We start from the raw sequence: 23,821 nt of genomic DNA, 5'->3' as shown, positions 1-23,821 counted from the left end.
TTGTTTGTAGGTGTTTCCTTTTTTCAATGGAATATACTTATAGACCAAAACAGTATTATATTAAATATGAGTAAAAAACGCGTAGGAATTATCGGAGCTGGTCCCAGTGGATTAGCACAACTGAGAGCTTTTGAGGCCGCAAAAAAGAAAGGATTAGATGTGCCAGAGGTTGTTTGTTTTGAAAAACAAAGTAACTGGGGAGGAATGTGGAATTACTCTTGGAGAACTGGGGTTGGTAAATACGGAGAACCAATTCACGGGAGTATGTATAAGTACTTATGGTCTAACGGACCGAAAGAGTGCTTAGAGTTTTCAGATTATTCTTTTGATGAGCATTTTAAAAAACCAATTTCATCTTATCCTCCAAGACCTGTATTATTCGATTATATTCAAGGAAGAATTAAAAAGAACAACGTTCGTGATTATATTCGTTTTGATACTACTGTTCGTTGGGTAAATTATGATGAGGATACTCAGAAATTTAAAATTGTTTTAGATAACCTAAAACTAGATAAAACGTACACAGAAGAGTTTGACTACTTAGTTGTAGCATCCGGACATTTCTCCACACCAAACATGCCATATTTTGAAGGAATTGACGAATTCCCAGGACAAGTATTACATGCTCACGACTTTAGAGGGGCAGATCCTTATAAAGATCAGGACTTATTAATAATAGGTAGTAGTTATTCGGCAGAAGATATTGGGGTACAATGTCATAAGCACGGAGCAAAATCTGTTACTTTAAGTTATAGAAGTAATCCAATTGGGGTAAATTGGCCAGAAGGTATTACAGAAGTACCTTTATTGAAATATTTTGAAGGAGATGTTGCACACTTTAAAGATGGAACTTCTAAAAGGTTTGATGCAGTTGTTATGTGTACGGGCTACCAACATAAATTCCCATTCTTACCAGATGAATTACGTTTAAAAACGAAAAACAATCTTTACCCAGATCATTTATATAAAGGAATATTCTTCAACGATGCACCAAACTTAATTTACTTAGGTATGCAAGATCAGTATTATACCTTTAATATGTTTGATGCTCAGGCATGGGTTTCTAGAGATTATATCATGGGAACATATAAAATTCCTGCGAAAGCAGAGCGTCGTTTAGATATAAACAAATGGTTAATTCAAAATGAAAAACTAAAAACTAGTTTTGACCATGTTGATTTCCAATCAGATTATATCAAAGACCTATTAAGCTTATCTGATTATCCAGACTTTAATGTAGATAAAGTAGCAGAAATGTTTAAAGAATGGCTAAAAGATAAAGATGAGAACATCTTAACGTATAGAGATAAAACTTTCCAAAGTGTTGTAACAGGAACTATGGCTGAAAAGCACCATACCGAATGGATGGATGAATTAGACGATAGTAAAGAACGTTACTTATACGCTGAAGATAAAGAAGAAGTAGAAGAGGATGCTAAATTAGAAAAAGAACCAGTATAAAGTTTTTTTATAATTAAGAACTAAAATCTCTTAATCATAAAACCTCATAAGTGTTAAAGCTTATGAGGTTTTTTTATAGATTAAATGGGCTGTTTCAAAAAACTATCTTAATTTAACCTCATATTTAAATCTATTTTATGAGTTGGTTTTTACTTGGGCAATTAGTTTATGTTTTAATTGTAGTATTCGCTATTCTTAGAGTATTACACGATACAAGAAGTAGTACAAAGGCACTTGCATATATATTGTTTATTGTGTTTTTTCCGTTGATAGGAGTGATTTTTTATTTTTCTTTCGGAATTAACTATCGAAAAAGAAAGCTCTACACCAAGAAAATCTCCCATGACGAACCTTTCCGAAACCGAATTAAGGAAAAGATGAAACGTTATTCAGAATCTGTTAGAGATTCCGGATTAGTGTCAAGTAAACGTGCAAATTTAACCGAATATCTTCGGAGATCAGGAACAAGTCCATTAACAGCGAACAATGAAGTAAAACTACTTATTAATGGCGAGGAGAAGTTTCCGGAATTATTAAAAGCTTTAGAAAAAGCAACTTCTCATATACATATCGAATATTATGTATATCAAAATGATATCACTGGAAATCAAGTTGCAGACGTTTTAATTAAAAAGGCTAGAGAAGGTGTTGAGGTTCGTTTTTTGTATGACGACTATGGAAGTCATGGATTAGGACAAAGTTTTATTCAAAAGTTAAACGATGCAGGTATAGAAACGGCTCCTTTTTATAAAATCACCTGGTACGCTTTTGCAAACCGAATCAACTACAGAAACCATAGAAAGATAGTGGTTATAGATGGCAATGTTGGTTTTGTTGGAGGCATTAATATGAGTGATAAATACCGAAATGATTTACATATAGAAAAACATATTTATTGGCGTGATACACATGTCTTGTTAAGGGGGCAAGCGGTTTCATACCTGCAATACCTGTTTATGTGTGATTGGAATTTTTGTAGTAAAAATAAATTAGAGTACACACAAAATTATTTTCCAGATTTTCTTAAGCAAGAAACTATAGAGCATGAAGTAGTGCAAATAGCAGCATCCGGACCCGATAGTCCGCAACCGGTAATTTTTTACTCCCTATTAGAAGCTATTAATTCTGCTAAAAATAGAATTTATATTACAAGTCCTTATTTTATTCCAGGAGAGAGTTTAATGGATGCTTTAATTATAGCAATTCAAAGCGGATTGGATGTTAAGCTTTTAGTTCCAGGAGTTTCAGATTCTAAAACGGTAAATATTGCAGCTAGTTCTTATTATACCGAATTACTTCAGTACGGTGCGAAAATTTATAAATACGATAAAGGATTTGTACATGCTAAAACAATGGTGATAGATGATGATTTAGCTATTATAGGCTCTGCTAATATGGACTATAGAAGCTTCGATCTTAATTTTGAAGTAAATGCCATGTTGTATAGTAAAAACCTAAATAAACAACTAGCAGAAGCCTTCGAGAACGATTTAAAAGACTCCGAGCAAATTGATGCTGAAGCTTGGCTTAGTCGACCAAAATATGTCAAGTTATGGGAAAAATTTGTGCGACTACTGTCTCCATTTTTATAAAAAACAAGATCTGTTTTAGTTTATTTAATCCGGTTTTATCTTGATTTTTCTATTTCAAAATACCTTTTCAATGTTAATTGTCTGTTAAGATTATAAACTTCTCTTTTAGCTTAAAACTGCTTGGATTTGATTTAGGAAGGAACAGGAAGAGTTTTAAAGTGTTTTTATAAGATTTTGATTTTTAGTGTTTAATGTGATGTTTGTTAAAGAATATTCTTAAAAAACAAGCGTCGATTTTTTGAAACCTTGCTGAATTTCGTATATTGTTTTTTAGTTAAAAATTCTAAAATGAAGATTTAATATTAAAATTTCTAATATTGAAATCTTATCTTTGAATTTATTTTCGCAGTAACAAATCTAATTATATGATAAAGAAAGTATTCCTGTCTCCTTTTAGAAAGTTTTTTCAACTACAAAGTTCTAGTGGTATTTTACTTTTACTCGCAACTATGGTAGCTTTAGCTTGGGCTAATTCAGGCTTTGGAGATTTGTATAGGGATATATGGCAGTATGATTTAGGAATTGTTACAGAATCTTTCGAATTTAAAATGCCTTTAATCTTATGGGTTAATGATGGATTAATGGCAATTTTCTTCTTTCTAATTGGTTTAGAAATTAAACGAGAGCTTTTAATTGGAGAGCTTAATTCTGCAAGAAAAATAGCTTTTCCTTTAGTGGGGGCTCTAGGAGGGATGTTAATTCCTGTAATGTTTTACTTGTTAATTAATCAAAATCCAGAAACAGTAAAAGGTTGGGGTATTCCTATGGCTACAGATATAGCCTTTTCTTTGGCTATTTTAAATGCTTTAGGTTCCCGTGTACCATTAAGTTTAAAAGTATTCTTAACGGCTTTTGCAATAGTAGATGATATAGGTGCAGTTTTAGTAATTGCATTGTTTTATAGTGGTAGTATTGTTATTAGCTCTTTGTTAATTGCTTTAGCGTTATTAGGAATTTTATATTGGTACTCTAGTAAAGGTGCTTACAATACTTACGTATATTTATTCTTCGGAATTATTATTTGGTTCTTATTCTTAAATTCAGGAATACACCCTACAGTAGCAGGTATTTTAATGGCCTTTGCAGTCCCTATTAGACAAAAAATAGAGAGTACAGAGTTCTTATCTCAACTGTCTAATGTGTATAATAACATTAAGAATGCGAGTGTTTTACAGAAACCTATTCTTTCACATGAACAGCTTCGTTATATGGATGATTTAAACGATTGGTCTTCTAAATTCCAATCACCATTACAAAACTTAGAACATAACTTACACAGCATTGTGGCCTATTTTATTATTCCGGTATTTGCATTAGCTAATGCAGGAGTTTTAATTGCTGGTTCAGAAAACCTAGATACTGTATTAGTAGTTAATATTATTGTTTGTTTAGTAGTAGGTAAGAGTGTAGGAATTTCTTCAATTGTATGGATTGCTAAAAAAGTGAAGTTAATTGAAGTTCCTTCAGACATTAAAACTAAAGAAATTATTGGGGTTTCATTCTTAGCAGGAATCGGCTTTACTATGGCTATTTTTATTGCTAGTTTAGCATTTGCAACCCATCCAGAATATATAGATTCCGCTAAAATCGGAATATTAATTGGATCCTTTATTTCCGCAATTATAGGATACACTATTCTACGAATAGACTTTAACAAGAAAAAATCGGAAGCAAAGCTTTCCTAACTAATAAGCTTACTCAAATAATACATGAACTAATTAAAAGGTTGATTGGCAGTCTTTTAGTTAGTTTTTTTTATCTCCAATCTTACCTATTAAATTTTTAACAAACACTTAACGTTGTTTAGTTCGTAAGTAAACGAACTAAAGCTATCTTTGCAAAGTTAATTTAAATGATAGTTAAGAAAATGGAGTTGTCAAACCAAAAGCAACAACTTATTGAAGAAGTAGGGGTGTATTTAGAAGAGCGGGCAGGACTTTCGCCTTTAGCTTCTAGAATTTACGCGCTACTAATTCTGTCTTCTCGCGAAGGAATGAGTTTTGAAAACATTGTTTGCGCCATGCAAGCAAGTAAAAGCTCGGTGTCTAATAATGTTAATGTGCTTTTACAATTACATTATATAGAGTACTACACAAAGCCTGGTGATCGGAAAAGATATTTTAGAACATCGGATTATTATCTTAAAAACACCATGGAACAACAGGCGCATCTTATAGAGAAGTCGCTTAAAATTATCCAAAAGGTAAATGATTTTAATGAAAATAATAATCCTAATAAATTTGAAGTTGAAAAAGCAATAGGCACTTTATACAAGGACTTGTTACATGATCAATTAACAAAATTGAACGACACCTTAATACAATTTGAAAAATTAAAAGAAACAAGCAAATAAACACTACCAAAAAATGAATACAATCACTAAATCCATTTTATCTATTTCGTTGCTATTTTTAGCAACTTCTTGCGGAGATGATAAAGCATCTCAAAACCCAATGGCTGCACAGCAAAGAGCAATGCCATTACCAGTAATAGAAGTGCCAACTAAAACAGTTACAACTTATAAAGAATACCCGACCCGTATTGAAGGTGTTGTAAATAGTGAAGTTAGAGCTAAAATCACAGGTTATATCACAGATGTATTAGTTGATGAAGGGCAGAAAGTTCGTAAAGGTCAAACCTTATTCAAACTAGAAACCCAATCTATGAACCAAGATGCTGCAGCAGCAAGGGCTAATGTAAATGCTGCTCAAGTGGAGGTGAATAAATTAAAACCATTAGTAGAAAAAAATATTATTAGTGCTGTACAATTAGAAACTGCTAAAGCTAAGTTAGAACAAGCTAAAAGTAGTTATAACAGTATTGCTTCTAATATTGGTTATGGTACTATAAAAAGTCCAGTAGATGGTTATGTTGGTGAAATAAGATTAAGAAAAGGGTCGTTAGTTAGTCCTTCAAATCAAATGCCTTTAACTACCGTTTCAGATATTAGTAATGTATTTGCTTATTTTTCTATGAACGAAAGTGAGTATATTGATTTTATTCAGAATGCTAAAGGAGAAACAAAAGATGAAAAGATCAAAAATCTTGACAAAGTAACTTTAGTTTTAGCAAACGGAAGCGAATATGCTTCAAAAGGAAAAATTGAAACCATCAACTCACAAGTAAACAAACAAACAGGTACTATTTCTTTTAGAGCTTTGTTTGATAATGCAAGCGGAATTTTAAACAACGGAAATAGTGGAACCTTAAAAGTACCAACTGTTTTTGAAGATGTTTTAGTGATTCCACAATCGGCAACTTTTGAAAACCAAAATAGCAGATTTGTTTATACAGTTAAAAAGGACTCTAGTAATGCAATGCTTGCATTAGCAAAAGCGATTAAAATTAAAGGTAAAACAGATAATTTATTTATTGTTGAATCAGGTCTAGAAAAAGGAGAAGCTGTTATTGTTACTGGTATTGGTAAACTTCGTGATGGTACACCAGTAGAGCCTCAAAAAACAGATTTTGATAGCGTAACAGAACCTATCAAAGCAGAGTTTCAATAAATTTTAGTGTTTCATAACGAAATCAAAACATAAGCAATCATGTTAAAAACATTTATAACGAGACCTGTACTTTCTACAGTAATCTCCATCATTATAGTAATATTGGGAATTTTAGGGTTGCAATCCCTTTCTGTAACCCAATATCCAGATATTGCACCTCCAACCATTCAAGTTTCAGCATCCTATCCAGGAGCAACTGCTGCAACAGTATTAGAGAGTGTTATTATTCCTATTGAAGAACAAATTAATGGGGTAGAAGGAATGACATATATTACTTCTACTGCAACAAACTCAGGTACGGCAAGTATCACTGTGTATTTTGATCAAGATGTTGATCCAGATATTGCAGCTGTAAACGTTCAAAACCGTGTAGCACGTGCAAATCCATTATTACCTGCTGCTGTTAGACAAACAGGAGTTTTAACGCAAAAACAACAAACTAGTGCGTTAATGTTTATTAGTTTCTTTAGTGAAAACGAAGCTTATAACGATACTTATCTTCAAAACTACTTAAAGATTAACGTAGTACCAGCTTTCCAACGTGTAAAAGGGGTTGGTAATGTATCTATTTTTGGTGGTAAAGACTACGCAATGCGTATTTGGATTAAGCCAGATAAGTTAGCGGCATACGGTTTAGCTCCTTCAGATATTTCTGCTGCTATTAATGAGCAGAGTCAGGAAGTAGCTGCAGGTACACTAGGTGAAAACAGTGGAGAATCTTTTTCGTATGTAATTACTTACGATGGACGTTTTAATAACCAAGAACAGTATGAGAATATTATCATTAAATCTTTAGGTAATGGTGAATTCTTAAGATTAAAAGATGTAGCTGAAATTGAATTAGATGCCTTGTCTTACGCTTCTAGTGCAAAAACAAATGGTAATCCAGCTGTTGCTTTAGGGGTTTTTCAAACAAAAGGTTCCGATGCACAAGCAATTATTGAAGAAGTAAAAACAGAATTAGCTAGTTTAGAGAAAGATTTCCCAAAAGGAATTAATTACCTGATTCCGTATGACACAAATGAATTCTTAAATGCTTCGGTAAATAAGGTAGTTTCTACTTTAATTGAAGCCTTTATATTAGTTTTCTTAGTTGTATTCTTGTTTTTACAAGATTTCAGATCCACATTAATTCCGGCAATTGCGGTTCCGGTATCTATTGTTGGTACTTTCTTTTTCCTGAATTTATTCGGTTACTCTATTAACTTATTAACCTTATTCGCCTTACTGCTTGCCATTGGTATTGTGGTAGATGATGCCATTGTTGTGGTAGAAGCCGTACATGCTAAGATTGATGAAGGAGCAAAAGATGTGCAGAAAGCAACAATAACAGCGATGAGTGAAATTTCTGGAGCAATTGTTTCTATTACTTTAGTAATGGCAGCGGTATTCGTTCCGGTAACATTTATCACAGGTCCAACAGGAGTTTTCTATGAACAATTTGGTGTTACACTTATTGTAGCTATTATGATTTCTGCAGTAAACGCATTAACACTGAGTCCTGCTTTATGTGCTATTTTCTTAAAACCACATTCCGAAGAAGATAAAAAGAAATCTATGTTACAGCGTTTCTATGATGCATTTAACAGAGGTTTTAGTGCAATGACTAGAAAATACGGTCAGTCATTAGGTTTCTTATATAGACACAAATGGATCAATGTTGTTATTCTTGTAGGAGCAGTAGTAGGAATTTGGTATGCTGCAAATACAACACCAACTGGTTTCGTTCCAGATGAGGATAGAGGAATTATCTTTACAAATATCGAATTACCAACAGGAGCATCTGTAGATAGAACTGCTGAGGTAAACGAAATGTTAAGCAAAAAGATTAGACAAATTGAAGGAGTTGAAGCTGTTACTTTGGTAAATGGTAGAAGTTTAATTAGTGGTGAAGGTAGTAACTACGGTTTAGGATTTATTAAACTTAAAAACTGGGAAGAACGTACTACTGAAGCTACTTCAGCAAAAGCTATTATTGGTCAGTTATTTGGTATGGCCGCTACAATTCCAGAAGCTAAGATTATATTCTTCTCTCCACCAAGTATTCCAGGATTCGGAAATTCTGCTGGTGTAGAAGTGAACTTATTAGATCGTTCTGGAGGAAGTTTTACAGATTTAGATGCTGCTAACCAAGAGTTTATTAGAAACTTAAGTATGAGACCTGAGTTTCAATATGCAAACTCTTCATTTAGTACAAGATATCCACAGTATAAGTTAGATATCAATGTGCCACTTGCAAAGGAATATGGTGTAAATATCAATAGTATTTTTAATACTATGCAAGGTTATATAGGTAGTGTTTATGCTGCAGATTTCTCTCGTTTCGGTAAACAGTTTAGAGTTTATATTCAAGCAAAACCAGAAGATAGAGCAGATAAGCAAGCCTTAAATAACTTGTATGTAAAAACTGGTTCTGGAGAAATGGCGCCAATTACACAATTCGTAACCTTAGAACGTGATTTTGGACCACAATCGGTAACTCGTTTCAACTTATTTAACTCTACATCTATTACAGGAGCTTTAAATCCTGGATTTAGTACTGGAGATGGTATTGCAGCTGTAGAAGAAGTTGCTGCTTCTTTACCAAGTAATTATACAACGGTATATTCCGGTTTAACTCGTGAGGAGTTAGCAGCAGGAAACCAAACAACTATGATTTTAATATTAGTTGTTGTATTCGTGTACTTCTTATTAGCAGCGCAATATGAGAGTTACTTAATTCCGTTTGCAGTTATTTTATCATTACCGTTAGGAATCTTTGGAGCATTTATAACTACCAAGTTGTCTGGATTAGAGAACAATATTTATTTCCAAATTGCACTGGTCATGTTAATTGGTTTATTAGCGAAAAACGCGATTCTAATTGTGGAGTTTGCTATTCAAAGAAGACGTCAAGGATTAAGTATTGCTGATGCAGCATTTGAAGGAGCTAAAGCACGTTTAAGACCAATTTTAATGACATCTCTTGCATTTATCTTCGGTTTAACACCATTAGTAATTGCAACAGGAGTTGGAGCAGAAGGAAACCGTGCAATTGGTACTGGAGCTGTAGGAGGAATGGTAATTGGTACTATTTTAGGTTTATTTATTATTCCTATTCTGTATATATTATTCCAATGGTTACACGAAAAAGTGAGTACAAAACCAGCAGTAGTAACAGAAGAAGCTTAAGCATTAATTTTTGAAAATTTTAAAGAAATGAAAAATACAATTATAAAATTCAGTTCGTTTATTGCTTTAATGCTAACGCTTCAATCTTGTTTTGTAGCGAAAGAATATACGCAACCAGAATTAACAGAATTAAATATAGACGAAGCGAAGTTTAGAACAGATAACATTGCTGAAGATAGCTTGACTATAGCAGATGTTTCTTGGAAAGAAATATTTACCGATCCTGTTCTTACGAAGCACATAGAGAAAGGATTAGCAAATAATATCGACATCCGTGTAGCTTTACAGCAAATCGTAGCTTCTGAAGCTTATTTCAAACAAGGTAAAGCTGGATATTATCCAACTTTATCTGCAAATGCAAAATATACACATCAAGAAATGTCTAAAAACAGTCAGATGGGAGCATTTGGTAGTTCTTTAGACCAATATGAACTCTCTGGAGCTTTATCATGGGAGGCAGATATTTGGGGTAAAATTAGATCTAATGAGCGCGCTTTTCAAGCAAGTTATTTGCAAACAGTAGCAGCACATAAAGCCGTTAAAACTCGTTTAATAGCAAATATTGCTTCCGTTTATTATCAATTGCTTGCTGTAGATGAGCAAATCAAAATTACAGAGCAAACTATTAAAACTAGAGAGAATGGATTAGAAACTTCTAAAGCTTTAAAAGAAGCTGGAAGTGTAACAGAAGTTGGTGTAAAGCAAACCGAAGCACAGCTTTATACAGCGCAAGCTCTTTTAGTTGATTTAAAACAGCAATCGCATATTTTAGAAAATACCTTATCTATTCTTTTAGGAGACATGCCAAAAGAAATAGAAAGAGGAACTTTAGCGGAGCAGAAAATTGATACAGAACTTACGCACGGTGTTCCTGCGCAATTATTAAGTAATAGGCCAGATGTTATTGCAGCTGAATATAATTTAAGAAATGCCTTTGAACTGACTAACGTTGCACGTACTAACTTTTATCCTTCTTTATCTTTATCAGCAAATGGAGGATTACAAAGCTTAGAATTAGAAGATTTGTTTAGCGCTAACTCTCTGTTTGCAAATGTTATTGGAGGAATAGCACAACCAATTTTAAATGGAAGAAAAATTAAAACGCAATACGAGGTTTCAGAAGCTAGACAAGAACAAGCTCGTTTAAACTTTGTACAATCTTTATTAGTAGCTTCAAAAGAAGTTTCTGATGCAATGTATGCGTATAATGCAGCTTCAGAAAAAATCGAAATCAAACAAAAAGAATTTGATGCCTACGATGTAGCTACAGATTATTCAGAAGAATTATTAAACAACGGTTTAGCTAATTATTTAGAAGTATTAAGAGCAGAAGAAAATGCACTTAATTCAAGTTTAGGATTAGTTACTGCAAAAAACAGTCAGTTACAAGCTATTATTGATTTATATCAAGCACTTGGAGGTGGGTGGAAGTAATGTATAATAGCATTACTTTGTTTATCTTTAGTAAATGAAATAAGTAGTTTTAAAACCTATTGAAATAAAATGACAGAATTATTAGAAGCATACAAGTCACATCTTATCTATATAGCTATAGTTTTAGTAGCATTTATGCTACTTCGTATGTTGACAAATGTTCTTCATAAGTGGTTATTAAAGAAAAAGTCAGAGCAGTTTTCACACTCTTCAGGAAGATCTTTAACCATAATGAAAAAGGTCTTAAATACTCTTTGGTTATTGCTTGCTTTTATAGCTGTATCTTTTGTTTTTGTAGATCGCGAAACAGACATTGTACTTGTAGGTTATTTTAAGCTAATTAGTTATTTAGGTTTTGTAGCGGTTATTACCATCATATTAGCTACTGGTTGTAATGTATGGTTTAAGCAGAAAATAGAAGAGAAAGTTTCTTTAGATTATGATGCAACAAGCTATAGGTTTTTACGTTACGTAGCTGTTTTTACTATTTGTTTTATAGGAGTTCTTGTTGGGTTAATGGCTTTTCCTTCTATGAAAAGTGTTGCACAAACAGCTTTAGGTGGAGCAGGAGTTATTGCTATTATTGCGGGTGTTGCATCTCAAGAAGCATTATCTAACCTTGTAGGAGGGGTGTTTATCATTTCATTTAAACCTTTTAAAATTGGCGATGTCATTAAGGTAACCGATACAATGGTTGGAACTGTAACAGATATTACTTTGCGTCATACTGTTATTAGAAACTTTGAGAATAAAATGATTGTAATTCCTAATGCGATTATAAACAAAGAGAAGTTAATTAACTACGACCTTGGAGAAAAGAAATGCTGTGAACATATTGAATTGGGAATTACCTACGACAGTAATGTTGAGCTAGCAAAGAAAATACTTCGAGAAGAATGTGAGAAACATCCATTTATTTTTGATAACAGAACAGAGGCTGATAAGAAAGATGGTTTACCAATGGTAAAAACAGCTTTAACGAGATTTAATGATTCATCTGTAACCATTAGAGCTTGGGCTTGGGCGGAAACTTTTGGAAATGCTTTTACTTTAAAATGTGATGTTTTTGAGAGTACAAAAAAGCGATTTGATGCAGAAGGTGTCGGTTTAGCATTTCCTACTAGAACTGTTTATATTAAAAATGAAACAGAAAAAGCTAAAGAAAACTAAACTCTGCTTACAATTAAATAATTCTTAATATATTTAGGCAAAACCAATTTATTATGAAAAACATTATCATTCCAGTTGATTTCTCTCAACAATCTGAATACGCATTACAAACAGGAGCTATACTAGCAAAAAAGCATGGGGCAACCTTACATGTTTTGCATATGTTAGAGTTATCAGATTCTATAATTTCTATTTCTAGTTCAGATACCCAAAACGAAATGATGTTCATGCTTGCTTTAGCAAGAAAGAAATTTGAAGCTTTTTTAGATAAAGATTATTTGAAAGGAATTGAAGTAGTACCTGTAATTAAAAAACACAAAGTTTATAGTGAAGTTGATGCTGTAGCTAAAGAGTTACAAGCAGATTTAATTATCATGGGATCTCAAGGTCTTACACTTCAAGACGGTATATTTGCTGGTTCTAACGCAGAAAAAATGGTTAGAAACAGCAGCACTCCTGTGTTAATTGTAAAAACAGAGCCAATAGACTTTACACTTAAAGATGTTGTTTTAGCAACAGACCTTAGTATAGAAAGTATCGATACGTATAAGAAAGCAGCAAGCCTACTTTCAAAACTTGGTAGTAGCGTAAAACTAGTTTATGTTAATGGACCAAACAAAAGGTTTATAAGCTCTAAAGTTTTCAATAAAAAAGTAAAAGAATTTACAGCTGCAGGAGGGTCTGATCAGGTAGAGTTTATAGCTGGTTATACTATTGAAGATGGTATTATTCAATATGCAGATATGGTAGATGCAGATTTAATTGCTGTAATAACGAATGCAAGAAAAGGATTAAATCACTTTATTAAAGGTAGTGTTTCTGAAGACGTAGCAAACCACTCAAGACGTCCGGTAATTACTTTTAAAATGTAATAAAATAGTATTAGTGTATTTATTTTATGAATTCGGTGTTTTATTATTAGTGAAGCACCGAATTTTTTTATTTAAACCAAACTAATTTTTAATAAAGGGGATAGTCTGTGTTTGATTGTCTTGTTTGATATTTAGGAAATAAAGACCACTCTCTAATTTGCTAACATCTATTTTATTGTTACTCCTTTTAGTTTCTATTAGTTTACAGTCTATTGTATAAATTTTGGTTTCAATATCTGAATTGCTATTGTTTTTGAGATTTAAAGTAGAAGAAGTAGGGTTAGGGTACACACTTATTTTTTCTTTATTATTTACTTTTTCTTCTACACTTAAAGTCTCCCAAGAATCTATTGCAGCAGTTCCTCCCCAAATTAGCGTTGCTAAATATGGGTTATCAATAAAAGGATTTCTGTTTCCTTGATAACTAGCAATAGTTTTATTTCTATGTGTTTCAAATTCAGACACAGGGTCTTCTACATTCCATTCTAAAAAGATATCAGGCATATCTGTATGGTAATTGTTTGTACTGTAAGCTACATCGTTAGGCTTACATTGTGGAGGGTAGCGTAGGTACATATACATGATAATACGTGCAATATCACCTTTCCATTCTTCACCAGGAAAAAAATGACCCTGTGGCGTTATATTAGAGTTTTCTGATCCTAAAGCAAACACACGATTACTTCTTGAAGAGTTCATTTGAGAATCTGCAGGTCTTAAATTATGAGCATCTGTTCCTGCGCTAGGGTAACTAGTGTCTAATCTTGGGTTTGCCAAAGATTTTGGAAACACATGCTCTCTATTCCATAAACCGTAGCAGGAGTTACTATGACAAGAAAGACTTTTGTCTCTTAATTTATCGTTAGAAACGTCTGTATCCCTATCATTATATCCGTATACAAGATAAATATTATCAGAATTAATGATCTCTATATCCGACTGCTTTAATACGTCCCAAGTGTCTGTATACGAACTTGTATATGGAAGTAGGGTTGTATGCGTATTGGTTATTAAAATGGATAATTGTTGTTTTAAATTATCGCTGTCTTGTGAAAAATCTATTTCGCTATAATAAGCAGGTACCTGCGCATATAGACTTAAAGAAAATATGAATAATAAAAAGTTAAGTAAGGTGTTTTTCAAAAGTTACAGATTTATTATGGTTATTTGGGTGCTTTATTAAAATTAAGGAAGGTTAATATAACAATATGTGTATTATCATGACATTAAAAATATCGATTTCTATTTAAAAGCTTCCGTTTTGCTAAAAACTTTTTATTATTTTCTTCCTACGAAGTGCTCCATTGTTTTGTAAATACCTAGTACTTTTCCTGTAAACCAATCAAAAACATCTATAGACATGATTGCTTGACCAAATCTTGTAAATCTATATATGTATCCCGGAATTGTTACCATTCTTTTATTCCCTTCAATAGCTTTTATAATAGTTAATGAGGCAGCTTCAGGTTCTAAAATTGGAATTTTCGATCTCACCCCATCAAACATGCCAGTATATATATAATAAGGCATTATGGTAGTAATATGAATGTTCTTTTTCATCTGCATCATTTCTAGTCGCAAACTATCAGACCATCCTATAAGCGCCCATTTACTAGAAGCATAAACCGACATTTTAGGGTTTGAAATTAGTCCGCCAGAAGAAGCAATATTACATATATGGCCAGAGTTTTGAGCTAGCATATCATCCAGGAATACTTTTGTGATATACATAGGAGCAAGGCTGTTAATTTGCATGGTAGCATCTATTTCTTTTACACTATGCTCGTTGAAATATTTACCAACAACAATACCTGCGTTATTTATAACAACATCTACAATTCCTATTTCCTGCTTTACTTTTGCAGCAGTTTCTTTTACTTCCTCAAAATTTGAAACATCTACTTTAAAACTGAAAAGGGAAGAATACTTAGAGAAATCTTTAAGCGTTTCGTTGATGTTGGTTTCGTTAATATCCCATATAATCACTTTGGCTTGACGTTCAAGCATTAAACGAGTCATTATTTTACCAATACCAGATGCGCCACCGGTGATTAATACTGTTTTTCCTTGTAAGTTTTTCATGTTATTTGAATTGTAATATTTTGAAGCTTGTTTTGTTTTCTGAAAAGTAAAAGTGAGAAATTATATCTTATTAACCGCTTAATATACAGTAAAAAAGTGAAATATTATTTTTTGTTATTTAACGTGATTTCCTGTCCATTCTCCATTAGATTCAAATAAATTATAACCATTCTGTAAATCGGAGCACAAATATTTGTTTGTCCATTCACTATCTAAACTAAAAAGATTGTAATTGGTATTAGCCCGTATAAAATAGCCAATCCATTCGTTGTTCATATCGTAATATAAATATACATCAGAGTTAGCGTAAATCAGTACTCCAATAGCTTCAGAGGCTTCATTGAAAAGATACTTTTTATCTGTAAAAGTATATAAAGGGTTAAGGTTATTGTTGTATTTAGGATTTATTTTAGAGTTGTAAGTTGGGTTTAGTTTAGATAGATATTTTGGGTTTATACTCGAATTGAATGTAGGGTTAATTTTCGCGTTATATTTTGGGTTAATCTCTGTATTGTACCTAGGGTTTATATCTGAAGTATATTCAGGATTTATTCTAGAATTATAATTAGGATTAACGCTTGAAGTGTATTTTGGGTTTTGATTGAAGGGAATGTTTTGCGCAAATACTGAAGCGCTTATGAGCAAAAATAGAAAGGTAGCGAAGTATGTTTTCATAATCGGATTCGTATAACTTTTGTATGCTTAATTTACAATTAAATTCCCTTTATGCTTCGCTTTTATTTTAATTTAAGTTTTTCTTTGTTTTATCGCATAAACTTCCTTTATAAAAGACATCTATCACTTTTTTAAAAAGATCAGTTTCATTTTGTGCTAGATGAAAAAGAGTCATACAAGACTTCATTTTAAAATGATCTGGACTTCCTAAGATTTCGAATGCCGATTTGTTTTCTGTAGAAAGAAATGTCAATGTTATTTCATGCAGTCTTTTGCCTAAAATAGGATGGTTGAAGTAGCTTAGTGCTTCTTCTTTACTTTGTATAGCATATCTTTTTGAAATTTCACTTATTCCTAAGTTTTTATATTGTGGGAAGATATACCACATCCAATGGCTATGCTTTTTACCGTTTTTAATTTCTTCTAAAGCCCTATCGTAATCTGATTTTTGAGCTTCAATAAACCTTTCTAAATTAAATTCGTCATTCATATGTTCTCTTAATCTTGTTTTTTGTTCTCTCTAATTAGTAAAATCATTGCGATTATTAATAATATACTAGTTGAAATACTTAGCCAAAAACCTGTATTTTCTTCTTTTAAAAATATAATTTCTCTAATTAATAAAACGGAGCTCAGTAAAATTATGATAAATGGGAGATTTTTTTTCAATTTATTGGTTTTTAAGAATTAGTGATACATACTAATTTAGTAAGGTAAATAATCTTCTACTAATTGCTTCATTCCATCTGTAGCTTTTTCTTTAAGAACTAATAAATTGATTCCTTCTTCTACATCAGGGTTTGTATCAATATATACTGTTTGCGCATCTACTGGTACAGATAATAATAAAGATCCTGCAGGTTGCACAACCATTGAAGTTCCAATAATTATAAACAAGTCGGCAGTTTGCGTTATTTCAATTGCTTTTTCTATTTCGGTAACCTCTTCTCCAAACCAAACGATATGTGGGCGAAGTTGACTAGCATCTTCTGCCAAATCACCAACCTGAATAGGTTTTGTGCAAGGATATATAAACGAAGCATCTTTGCTACTTCTACATTTGTTTAGTTCTCCATGTAAGTGTAAAACATTTGAAGAACCTGCTCTTTCATGTAAATCATCTACATTTTGTGTAATTACAGAAACTTTATATCGGTCTTCTAACGAAGCTATTAGTTCGTGCGCTAAGTTTGGTTGTACTTTTTCTACTTTTATTCTTCTTTCGTTATAAAAGTCTAATACTTTTTGAGGTTTTTTTTCAAAACCTTCTTTAGATGCTATGTCTTCTATCTTATTATTATGCCAAAGCCCATTTGTATCTCTAAAGGTTTCAATTCCACTTTCTTGACTTATGCCGGCTCCTGTGAAGAATACGATGTGATGTTTCTGATTCATTAAAAATATTTTGATTATCAGGGTTTGTGTTTTCTGTATGAGTAGATAAAGTAAATAATAAACATGGGCTTTATTACTTCTCCAATGAAAAAACTAATTTTCGTTTTTTGAAATTTAAGACAAAAATTGTTAAAATGAAATAGCCTATAAATATTATGTTTATAGGCTATGGTTATTTTGCTGAATATTTCAATGTAAAAATCTATAGAAGCTTAGAATCAACTGTAATATCTCCTTTTAATATTTTCTCAATCGGACATTTTTTTCCCATTTCTAATAACTTCTCACGTTGCTCATCAGTAAGGTTTCCAAAAAGCTCTATTTCTTTTCTAAATTTAATTTCGTGCGTTTTAATATTTCGTTTAAAACTTACATTTACTTTAGCTTCTTTTAATTCCCATTCTTTTCTATCGGCATACATTCTTAAAGTCATTGCAGTACATGTTGCTAAAGAAGACTCTAATAATTCGGTAGGAGTGAAGCCTAAATTTTGACCGCCAACTTCTACTGGTTCATCTGCTGTGATGATGTGATTTTTGGCTTGAATTTCTGTTTTATATTTTTGTGAGCCAATGCTCGCTTTTACTTTTTTCATTGTTTTTATTTAGATTTAAAGGATTTAGGTTGCGGTAAAGGAACTCGTACAGTTTCGTTTGGAACCTTAGGAAAGGCATCGTTATTCCAATCTTTTTTCGCCTTCTCAATTAATTCTTTTTTAGAGGACACAAAGTTCCATTCGATAAATCGTTCTTCAGGAAATGCCTCTCCACCAAATATATAAACAGAGGTGTTTGCTTCCATTTCAAAAGCACATAAGGAACTGTCTTTGGCTACTAATATTTGCTTAGGTCCAAAGCTATTTCCGTCTGATTTAACTTCCCCTTCTAAAATATATAAGGCACTTTCGCCAAATAGATGTTCTCCAATATTTATTGTCTTTGCTTTTTCTGTTTTAATCTCTATTAAATACAACGGACTATAAACCGGAACGGGTGATTTTTTGCCAAAAACTTCCCCTGCAATGAGTTTGTATTTCACTTCATCCTCCTCCCAAGCTGGTAAGTCATTTGCGTTTATATGTGTAAAGGAAGGTTCGCACTGCTCGTCTTCTTTAGGTAGAGCCACCCATATTTGTAATCCGTGTAATTTTTTCTCTTGGTTTCGAAGATACTCTGGCGTACGTTCCGTATGAACTACACCTTTTCCTGCTGTCATCCAATTTACGGCACCTGGTTTTATTTCGATTGCAGTACCTAAGCTGTCCCTGTGAAATACAGATCCTTCAAATAAAAATGTTAAGGTAGATAAGCCAATATGTGGGTGCATATCTACATCCATATTTTCATTTGGACCTAATTGTGCAGGGCCCATATGATCTATAAATATAAAGGGACCTACCATGCGTTTTTGACGAAATGGTAATAAACGGCCTACCATAAAATTACCGATATCAGCAGCACGTTCTTCTATAATAAGTTTGACGTTTGACATGAGTTTATGAATTTTAATTTTAAAAGTCTAATTTCTAGATGTTTTTAACTTGAAAAGCTAAGTTGCCTTTTTTAGAAGATGTTAATTAGCTTATTAAAGTTTATCATAACCTTTAAACTTCGGACTAACTATACGCTTCCATTCAGGATGCTTTTTTATATAAGCAAAAACATAAGGGCAAAAAGGAAGTAATGAGATATTATTCTCATCAAGATATTGTAAGGTTTTCTCAACTACAGCACTTGCGGCACCTTTTCCAGCTAATTCAGGTTCGGCTTCCGTATGAACTAATGCTATTTGGTTACCAAATTCCCCATAATTTATAAAGGCAAAATGACCATCAATATTAATTTCGAAGCGTTTTTTTTCTTCGTTTTTTACTAGTGGAATGTCGATATATTCGGTTTTTATATTGTGTGTGTTTAATTACTACTTACTTATACTGTTTTAGGATGCTATTAGCAAAAGTAATAAGTTAAGCTAATATTCCCTATATTCAAAACAAGCTAATGTTTTTGGTGTGAAAAATAATGTGTCGATTATATGGTGTTGGTATCAGGATAAGAAGATTACATCAATGACGTTACAGGATTTTCTGTAGTTTCTTTCGGTAGGTTCTACGTCTAGATCATCGAAACAATAAAAGTCTTCGGAGCCATAGTCTTCTATGGTTTTATAGCCTAGGAAATATTTTTATCATTTTATGTTTTCCCAATGTTCTGGGTCAACCGTTGTCCAGTAAGCTTCATAAAAATCTCTTTTCTCCGTTTTATGATTCTTAATTAAATCTGCAAAATAGTTTGTAAGTCTTTCTTTTTGAGTTGATTCATTAGAGAGTAAATCTTTGTTGTTTTCGTCAAATACCATGACAGACGCATAAATGTGTTTCCATTCCTCCATTCCGTTTGTGTATACATTATATTTTTCACCATTTGAGAATAACTCTACTTTTTCCCAAACTAAAATCGGATGCTTCTTATTACTTGGATAAATTGTTTTGTCCCACTTTCCGAATTTATCAAACATAACCTTATGTGAGTAAAATGCTGAAAAGACACATTCAAATCTTATTTCGTTAAATGATATTGTGTCATTATTATAGATAGTTTCATATTTTTCAGATAATATTTCGGTATACTTATTCTTATATATTTTCGGACATTTTGCTTCCTTAACTACTTTTTGAGAGCTTGAGCAGCTAATGATTAGAAATAATGAGATTATTGATAATATTTTTTTCATAATGTTCTAGATAAAGGGTTAAATACAGGAATACTATTCCTTTAATTTACACCCTTCTAGTTATAGGTTTTAAGTTTTTCGCGTTTGTAATTTAGTGAAATAATACTAATTGTGAGAATTTGCTTTTGTGATTTTAAAAGCAGGATCCAGGATGGTTAAACGTAACTGATTGTTTGTCAGATGAAATGCTGTTGTAGATTATCTTTTACCATTTTAGAAATAAATAATTCACTTTGTCATTAAGGTGGGAGTAAAACTTTGTTAAGTGGGGATAATGTGGGGATATTTCTTTTGTTTGAATCTAATTATCTTTTCATAGTTCATTCGGTTCACTATTGGAATTTTACAAATAGTGAACCGAATAGTGAACCGATGCCTATGGTTTTAGATGGTTTTATTTGATAAAGTGTAGAAATGAAAAAGCCGATAAACATAGTGTTTATCGGCTTTTGGTGAGATTTGTTAATCTCTAAGCGGAGAAAGAGGGATTTTATTCCTCGTTCTATGCTGTTATAAATCAGTTGCTTATAATTTTATTATCAATTAAGGTAACCGATTTGGACTCCTTTTTTAACGTACTAGATACCACTAAATTGTGTATTGTAAAAATAGTGAATTAAGTCAATAAATACAAGGGTTTTTAGATATAGAATACTAAAATTTGAACTAGTATTAATAGGGCGTAGATTGTTTTTGTTGATGAATTATCTCCTCAATTACCAAATGGATTTACTATCCTAAAATCAAGTGAGAGACTTGTTCATATTTTATGCCAGCATAAGAACAAAACTCATCAATGGTTAGGAACTCATTGGTGGTTTTATTGAGCTCTTCTTTAATTTTCCGTACGAGTCTAACACTTTGACGATAACTCTTTCCTGTGATTAGCTGAACGTCTTTTGGATAGATGCATACTCTTTGCATGTCATTTTTCATATACTATCTATACTTTTGATTAGGCTTTGATATACATTAGCTTACTAAATGATTCTACTTTAAGCCTGAATAAAAATACTATTTTTTTAATTTAATTCTTCTTTTAGAAAGATACCTCAACTTTCACGCCTTTTTAGAGGTTATTTATGTTGTTTTCTGCCATCTGTAGCAGATAGTGACATATGGAATCGAGCTTGCTTTTATTATTGATTTAGTCACGTCATATTTGTTTTAAAATCTATCAAGTTTGTTGCAACATCTTAAAGATTTAAACGGAATGTTTAACTAAATATTTAAAATTATGGCAAAGCAAACAGGCATAATTAAATTAAAAGGTACTATTGGAGATATTACCTTTTATAAAACCCAAGACGGACATTTAGCTCGCGAAAAAGGTGGTATTGATGCAAATAGAATTGCAAATGATCCTGCGTTTCAAAGAACGCGTGAAAATGGGTCGGAGTTTGGTAGAGCAGGGAAGGCAGGTAAACTTTTAAGAACTGCATTACGTCCATTGCTCTTAAATTCTGCAGATAGCAGAATGGTAAGCAGATTAACCCAATCTATGGTAAAAGTGATTCAAGCGGACACGACTAGTGTACGTGGATTACGAAACGTGATTGATGGTGAAGCTGAATTATTATTTGGATTTGAATTTAATATTCGAGGGAAATTAGGAACGAGTTTATTTGCTCCATTTACAGCAACGATTGATCGTGTAGCTGGTACTTTGGATGCAGATTTAGCGTCTTTTATTCCATCGAATATGATTGCAGCTCCAAGTGGTACGACTCATTTTAAAATGGTTTCTGGTGGTGCTGAAGTGGACTTTGAAGCAGAAACTTTTGTTGTTGCTACTTCAGAAACAACCATATTTCCATGGGATACCACTGCAACTGCAGCTATCAATTTGAGTAATGCTGTTACTGCTAACAGTACAAACCCTTTGTTTTTAGCACTAGGTATTGAGTTTTATCAAGAGGTTAATGGCCAAATGTATCCGCTTAAAAATGGCGCTTACAATCCATTATCTATTGTAAAAGTGGATAGTGGTGTGTAATGCTTTTAGTATTACATAGAATCTATTTCCCTGAAGGTACACTAGGGCTATTGCAAAAAGATGGCGATAATATTTGTTATACCATTGAATTGCCCTGGTTAAATAACAGGCGCATGGTGTCTTGTATTCCTGAAGGGAAGTACATTCTAAAAAAGCGATTTAGTAAAAAGTTTGGTTGGCATATACATCTCATTGATGTACCAGGAAGACAATTCATATTAATTCATCCTGCAAATGATGCCAAAAAAGAACTGTTAGGTTGCATTGCACCAGTATCTAATTGCACTGGAATAGGTAAGGGTAATTATTCAAGAAAAGCACTCAAAAAATTGACTGATTTGGTTTTTCCACTGTTAGACAAGAATACGGAAGTGGAATTGTTAATTACCTCTGCTTAAAAGACGTTTCATCTTAAAAATATATGTTATGAATTTAAAAGAACGAGCTAAAGCTCCCACACCTAAATTTTTTAGAATTTTGAGGACCATCGGATTATCATTATTAGCTGTTAGCGGTAGTATTATTGCTGCTCCGATTGCCTTACCTGCAAGCATCGTAACCATCGCCGGTTATGTAGCGGTTGCAGGAGGCGTTTTATCTGCTGTTAGTCAAGTTACAGTTGATGATCAGGTAAAAAATGAGATCCAAAAAGATGGCGAAGTAAAATAGAACCATGAAAACAGATATTTCACTTAAAGTAGGCACTACTTCTGGAACACTTTTGAGCATTGTGCCGAATATTTTTTCGGAAGATATTTTAAAAACTGTTATTTTAGCAGTCGTTGGTGCTTCGGTTAGTTTCGCTGTATCTCTTTTCTTAAAATGGTTAACAAAATCTAAAAAATAGAATATTCAGTTTTGATAGGTAACCTTTACTGAATTATACAAAGTCCGGTCATTTCGATTGGACTTTTTCTTTTGCCATTAATTTTTTAAAAGAAAAGAAAAAAGAAAGCTGATGTTAAGGTAGCGTGGGTGATGCTGTCAAGGTTTTTGGATAAAAGTTTTTTATACTAAAACCTTGAATCTGACATTTAGAGTTTATTTGAAAAAAGTTTTATTCAAAACCCGTAGGGCTTGACCTTTATAGCATTGGGAGCTGGCAGAAGGAAGCTACCTATATTTGCTGCCTTTTTTTATTTTCATACTCTAATATAAACTTGATTATTATGGAAAATCCTTTTGAAATTATTAACGAAAGATTAGAGAGAATTGAAAACTTACTTGAAAACATCTATTCAAATATTGGTACAAAAGAAACCAATATTATTACTTCTAAAATTATGGATATTGAACAGCTTTCAAATTATTTAGGTTTATCAAAATCGCAAATATATAAACTAACAAGTAGTCATACTATACCGCATTCTAAAAGAGGTAAAAGGCTTTATTTTGATAAGGAAACGATAAATAGTTGGGTGTTGGAAAATAAAATATGGACACAGGATGATATTGAAAAACAAGCATCTGATTATTTAATTAAAAAAGGGAAACACTTTTAGGGGAATTAACACTTAAAAAAATAGGTTTCAGGTCGTATTTGAGCGTTGGATGAAGCGTTTGTATGGGTAGCGTTTTAAATAGTTGTTTGATAAAACAGCATTTAAACAAGCTACTTATACAGGACTTTTAGACAATAGCTTATTGCTTTTTAAGGAACGAAAAAAGTAATGTGCTATGGCGTATAAATACATTTTGTATGCCTATTTTTTTATAACCACTGACTTGGGT

General features: G+C 32.4%; 23 protein-coding genes. 14 read left to right on the top strand and 9 right to left on the bottom strand.

Features of this window, described 5'->3' with window-relative positions; translation table 11 throughout:
• The first annotated feature begins 66 nt into the window (after window positions 1-66).
• From DU428_RS07885 to DU428_RS07845, 9 genes are all read left to right on the top strand, one after another.
• On the top strand, window positions 67-1,461 hold the full coding sequence (locus DU428_RS07885; protein WP_072351738.1) for a flavin-containing monooxygenase: 1,395 nt from the start codon (window positions 67-69) through the stop codon (window positions 1,459-1,461).
• A gap of 137 nt (window positions 1,462-1,598) precedes the next feature.
• Window positions 1,599-3,053 carry a cardiolipin synthase gene (cls, locus tag DU428_RS07880; RefSeq protein ID WP_113965951.1) on the top strand — a complete coding sequence of 485 codons (1,455 nt, stop codon included), beginning with the start codon at window positions 1,599-1,601 and terminating at the stop codon, window positions 3,051-3,053.
• 365 nt (window positions 3,054-3,418) lie between these two features.
• Window positions 3,419-4,738, top strand: coding sequence for a Na+/H+ antiporter NhaA (gene nhaA / locus DU428_RS07875; protein WP_072351642.1), 1,320 nt, complete (start codon window positions 3,419-3,421; stop codon window positions 4,736-4,738).
• Window positions 4,739-4,905: 167 nt separating this feature from the next.
• Window positions 4,906-5,406 (top strand): GbsR/MarR family transcriptional regulator, encoded by a 501-nt coding sequence (locus tag DU428_RS07870; protein ID WP_243633464.1) that lies wholly within the window; start codon window positions 4,906-4,908, stop codon window positions 5,404-5,406.
• Window positions 5,407-5,419: 13 nt separating this feature from the next.
• Complete coding sequence (locus DU428_RS07865; RefSeq protein ID WP_072351643.1) at window positions 5,420-6,562, top strand: efflux RND transporter periplasmic adaptor subunit; 1,143 nt, start codon at window positions 5,420-5,422, stop codon at window positions 6,560-6,562.
• Window positions 6,563-6,601: 39 nt separating this feature from the next.
• A complete protein-coding gene (locus tag DU428_RS07860) occupies window positions 6,602-9,733 on the top strand; it encodes an efflux RND transporter permease subunit (protein WP_113965953.1) in 3,132 nt (1,043 codons plus the stop codon).
• A 27-nt stretch (window positions 9,734-9,760) separates the two neighbouring features.
• Window positions 9,761-11,167 carry an efflux transporter outer membrane subunit gene (locus tag DU428_RS07855; protein ID WP_072351645.1) on the top strand — a complete coding sequence of 469 codons (1,407 nt, stop codon included), beginning with the start codon at window positions 9,761-9,763 and terminating at the stop codon, window positions 11,165-11,167.
• Between the two features lie 69 nt (window positions 11,168-11,236).
• Window positions 11,237-12,337 (top strand): mechanosensitive ion channel family protein, encoded by a 1,101-nt coding sequence (locus DU428_RS07850; protein WP_072351646.1) that lies wholly within the window; start codon window positions 11,237-11,239, stop codon window positions 12,335-12,337.
• A gap of 53 nt (window positions 12,338-12,390) precedes the next feature.
• Window positions 12,391-13,209: a universal stress protein gene (locus tag DU428_RS07845; protein ID WP_072351647.1), complete on the top strand. Its 819-nt coding sequence runs from the start codon at window positions 12,391-12,393 to the stop codon at window positions 13,207-13,209.
• Window positions 13,210-13,290: 81 nt separating this feature from the next.
• Here DU428_RS07845 and DU428_RS07840 read toward each other — a convergent pair whose 3' ends face one another.
• From DU428_RS07840 to DU428_RS07795, 9 genes are all read right to left on the bottom strand, one after another.
• Window positions 13,291-14,352: an endonuclease gene (locus DU428_RS07840; protein WP_113965954.1), complete on the bottom strand. Its 1,062-nt coding sequence runs from the start codon at window positions 14,350-14,352 to the stop codon at window positions 13,291-13,293.
• 135 nt (window positions 14,353-14,487) lie between these two features.
• A complete protein-coding gene (locus DU428_RS07835) occupies window positions 14,488-15,291 on the bottom strand; it encodes an SDR family oxidoreductase (protein WP_113965955.1) in 804 nt (267 codons plus the stop codon).
• A gap of 114 nt (window positions 15,292-15,405) precedes the next feature.
• Entirely contained in the window at window positions 15,406-15,966 is a 561-nt protein-coding gene (locus tag DU428_RS07830; RefSeq protein WP_113965956.1) for a hypothetical protein, read from the bottom strand.
• 67 nt (window positions 15,967-16,033) lie between these two features.
• Complete coding sequence (locus tag DU428_RS07825; RefSeq protein ID WP_113965957.1) at window positions 16,034-16,456, bottom strand: DUF1810 domain-containing protein; 423 nt, start codon at window positions 16,454-16,456, stop codon at window positions 16,034-16,036.
• Window positions 16,457-16,671: 215 nt separating this feature from the next.
• Window positions 16,672-17,361, bottom strand: coding sequence for an SIR2 family NAD-dependent protein deacylase (locus DU428_RS07820; RefSeq protein ID WP_113965958.1), 690 nt, complete (start codon window positions 17,359-17,361; stop codon window positions 16,672-16,674).
• Between the two features lie 202 nt (window positions 17,362-17,563).
• A complete protein-coding gene (locus DU428_RS07815; protein WP_072351655.1) occupies window positions 17,564-17,956 on the bottom strand; it encodes an OsmC family protein in 393 nt (130 codons plus the stop codon).
• A 5-nt stretch (window positions 17,957-17,961) separates the two neighbouring features.
• Entirely contained in the window at window positions 17,962-18,852 is an 891-nt protein-coding gene (locus DU428_RS07810; protein ID WP_113965959.1) for a pirin family protein, read from the bottom strand.
• A gap of 93 nt (window positions 18,853-18,945) precedes the next feature.
• Window positions 18,946-19,263: a GNAT family N-acetyltransferase gene (locus DU428_RS07805; RefSeq protein WP_113966179.1), complete on the bottom strand. Its 318-nt coding sequence runs from the start codon at window positions 19,261-19,263 to the stop codon at window positions 18,946-18,948.
• A gap of 285 nt (window positions 19,264-19,548) precedes the next feature.
• The gene (locus DU428_RS07795; protein ID WP_113965960.1) at window positions 19,549-19,878 is read right to left on the bottom strand and encodes a hypothetical protein; all 330 of its coding nucleotides are present in this window, start codon (window positions 19,876-19,878) and stop codon (window positions 19,549-19,551) included.
• A gap of 1,453 nt (window positions 19,879-21,331) precedes the next feature.
• On the opposite strand from DU428_RS07795, the gene DU428_RS07785 reads away from it, so the two are divergent.
• From DU428_RS07785 to DU428_RS07770, 5 genes are all read left to right on the top strand, one after another.
• Window positions 21,332-22,090, top strand: coding sequence for a hypothetical protein (locus DU428_RS07785; protein WP_113965962.1), 759 nt, complete (start codon window positions 21,332-21,334; stop codon window positions 22,088-22,090).
• A complete protein-coding gene (locus tag DU428_RS07780) occupies window positions 22,090-22,488 on the top strand; it encodes a DUF5675 family protein (RefSeq protein ID WP_113965963.1) in 399 nt (132 codons plus the stop codon). The genes DU428_RS07785 and DU428_RS07780 overlap by 1 nt, the downstream gene beginning before the upstream one ends.
• A 28-nt stretch (window positions 22,489-22,516) precedes the next feature.
• Window positions 22,517-22,759: a hypothetical protein gene (locus DU428_RS07775; RefSeq protein ID WP_113965964.1), complete on the top strand. Its 243-nt coding sequence runs from the start codon at window positions 22,517-22,519 to the stop codon at window positions 22,757-22,759.
• Between the two features lie 4 nt (window positions 22,760-22,763).
• Entirely contained in the window at window positions 22,764-22,937 is a 174-nt protein-coding gene (locus DU428_RS13415) for a hypothetical protein (RefSeq protein ID WP_165839152.1), read from the top strand.
• 322 nt (window positions 22,938-23,259) lie between these two features.
• The gene (locus DU428_RS07770; RefSeq protein WP_113965965.1) at window positions 23,260-23,592 is read left to right on the top strand and encodes a helix-turn-helix domain-containing protein; all 333 of its coding nucleotides are present in this window, start codon (window positions 23,260-23,262) and stop codon (window positions 23,590-23,592) included.
• The last annotated feature ends 229 nt before the right edge of the window (window positions 23,593-23,821 follow it).

This window comes from Oceanihabitans sediminis (assembly GCF_003337215.1).
Classification (GTDB): domain Bacteria; phylum Bacteroidota; class Bacteroidia; order Flavobacteriales; family Flavobacteriaceae; genus Oceanihabitans; species Oceanihabitans sediminis.
This window is presented reverse-complemented; position numbering and strand designations above follow the sequence as displayed.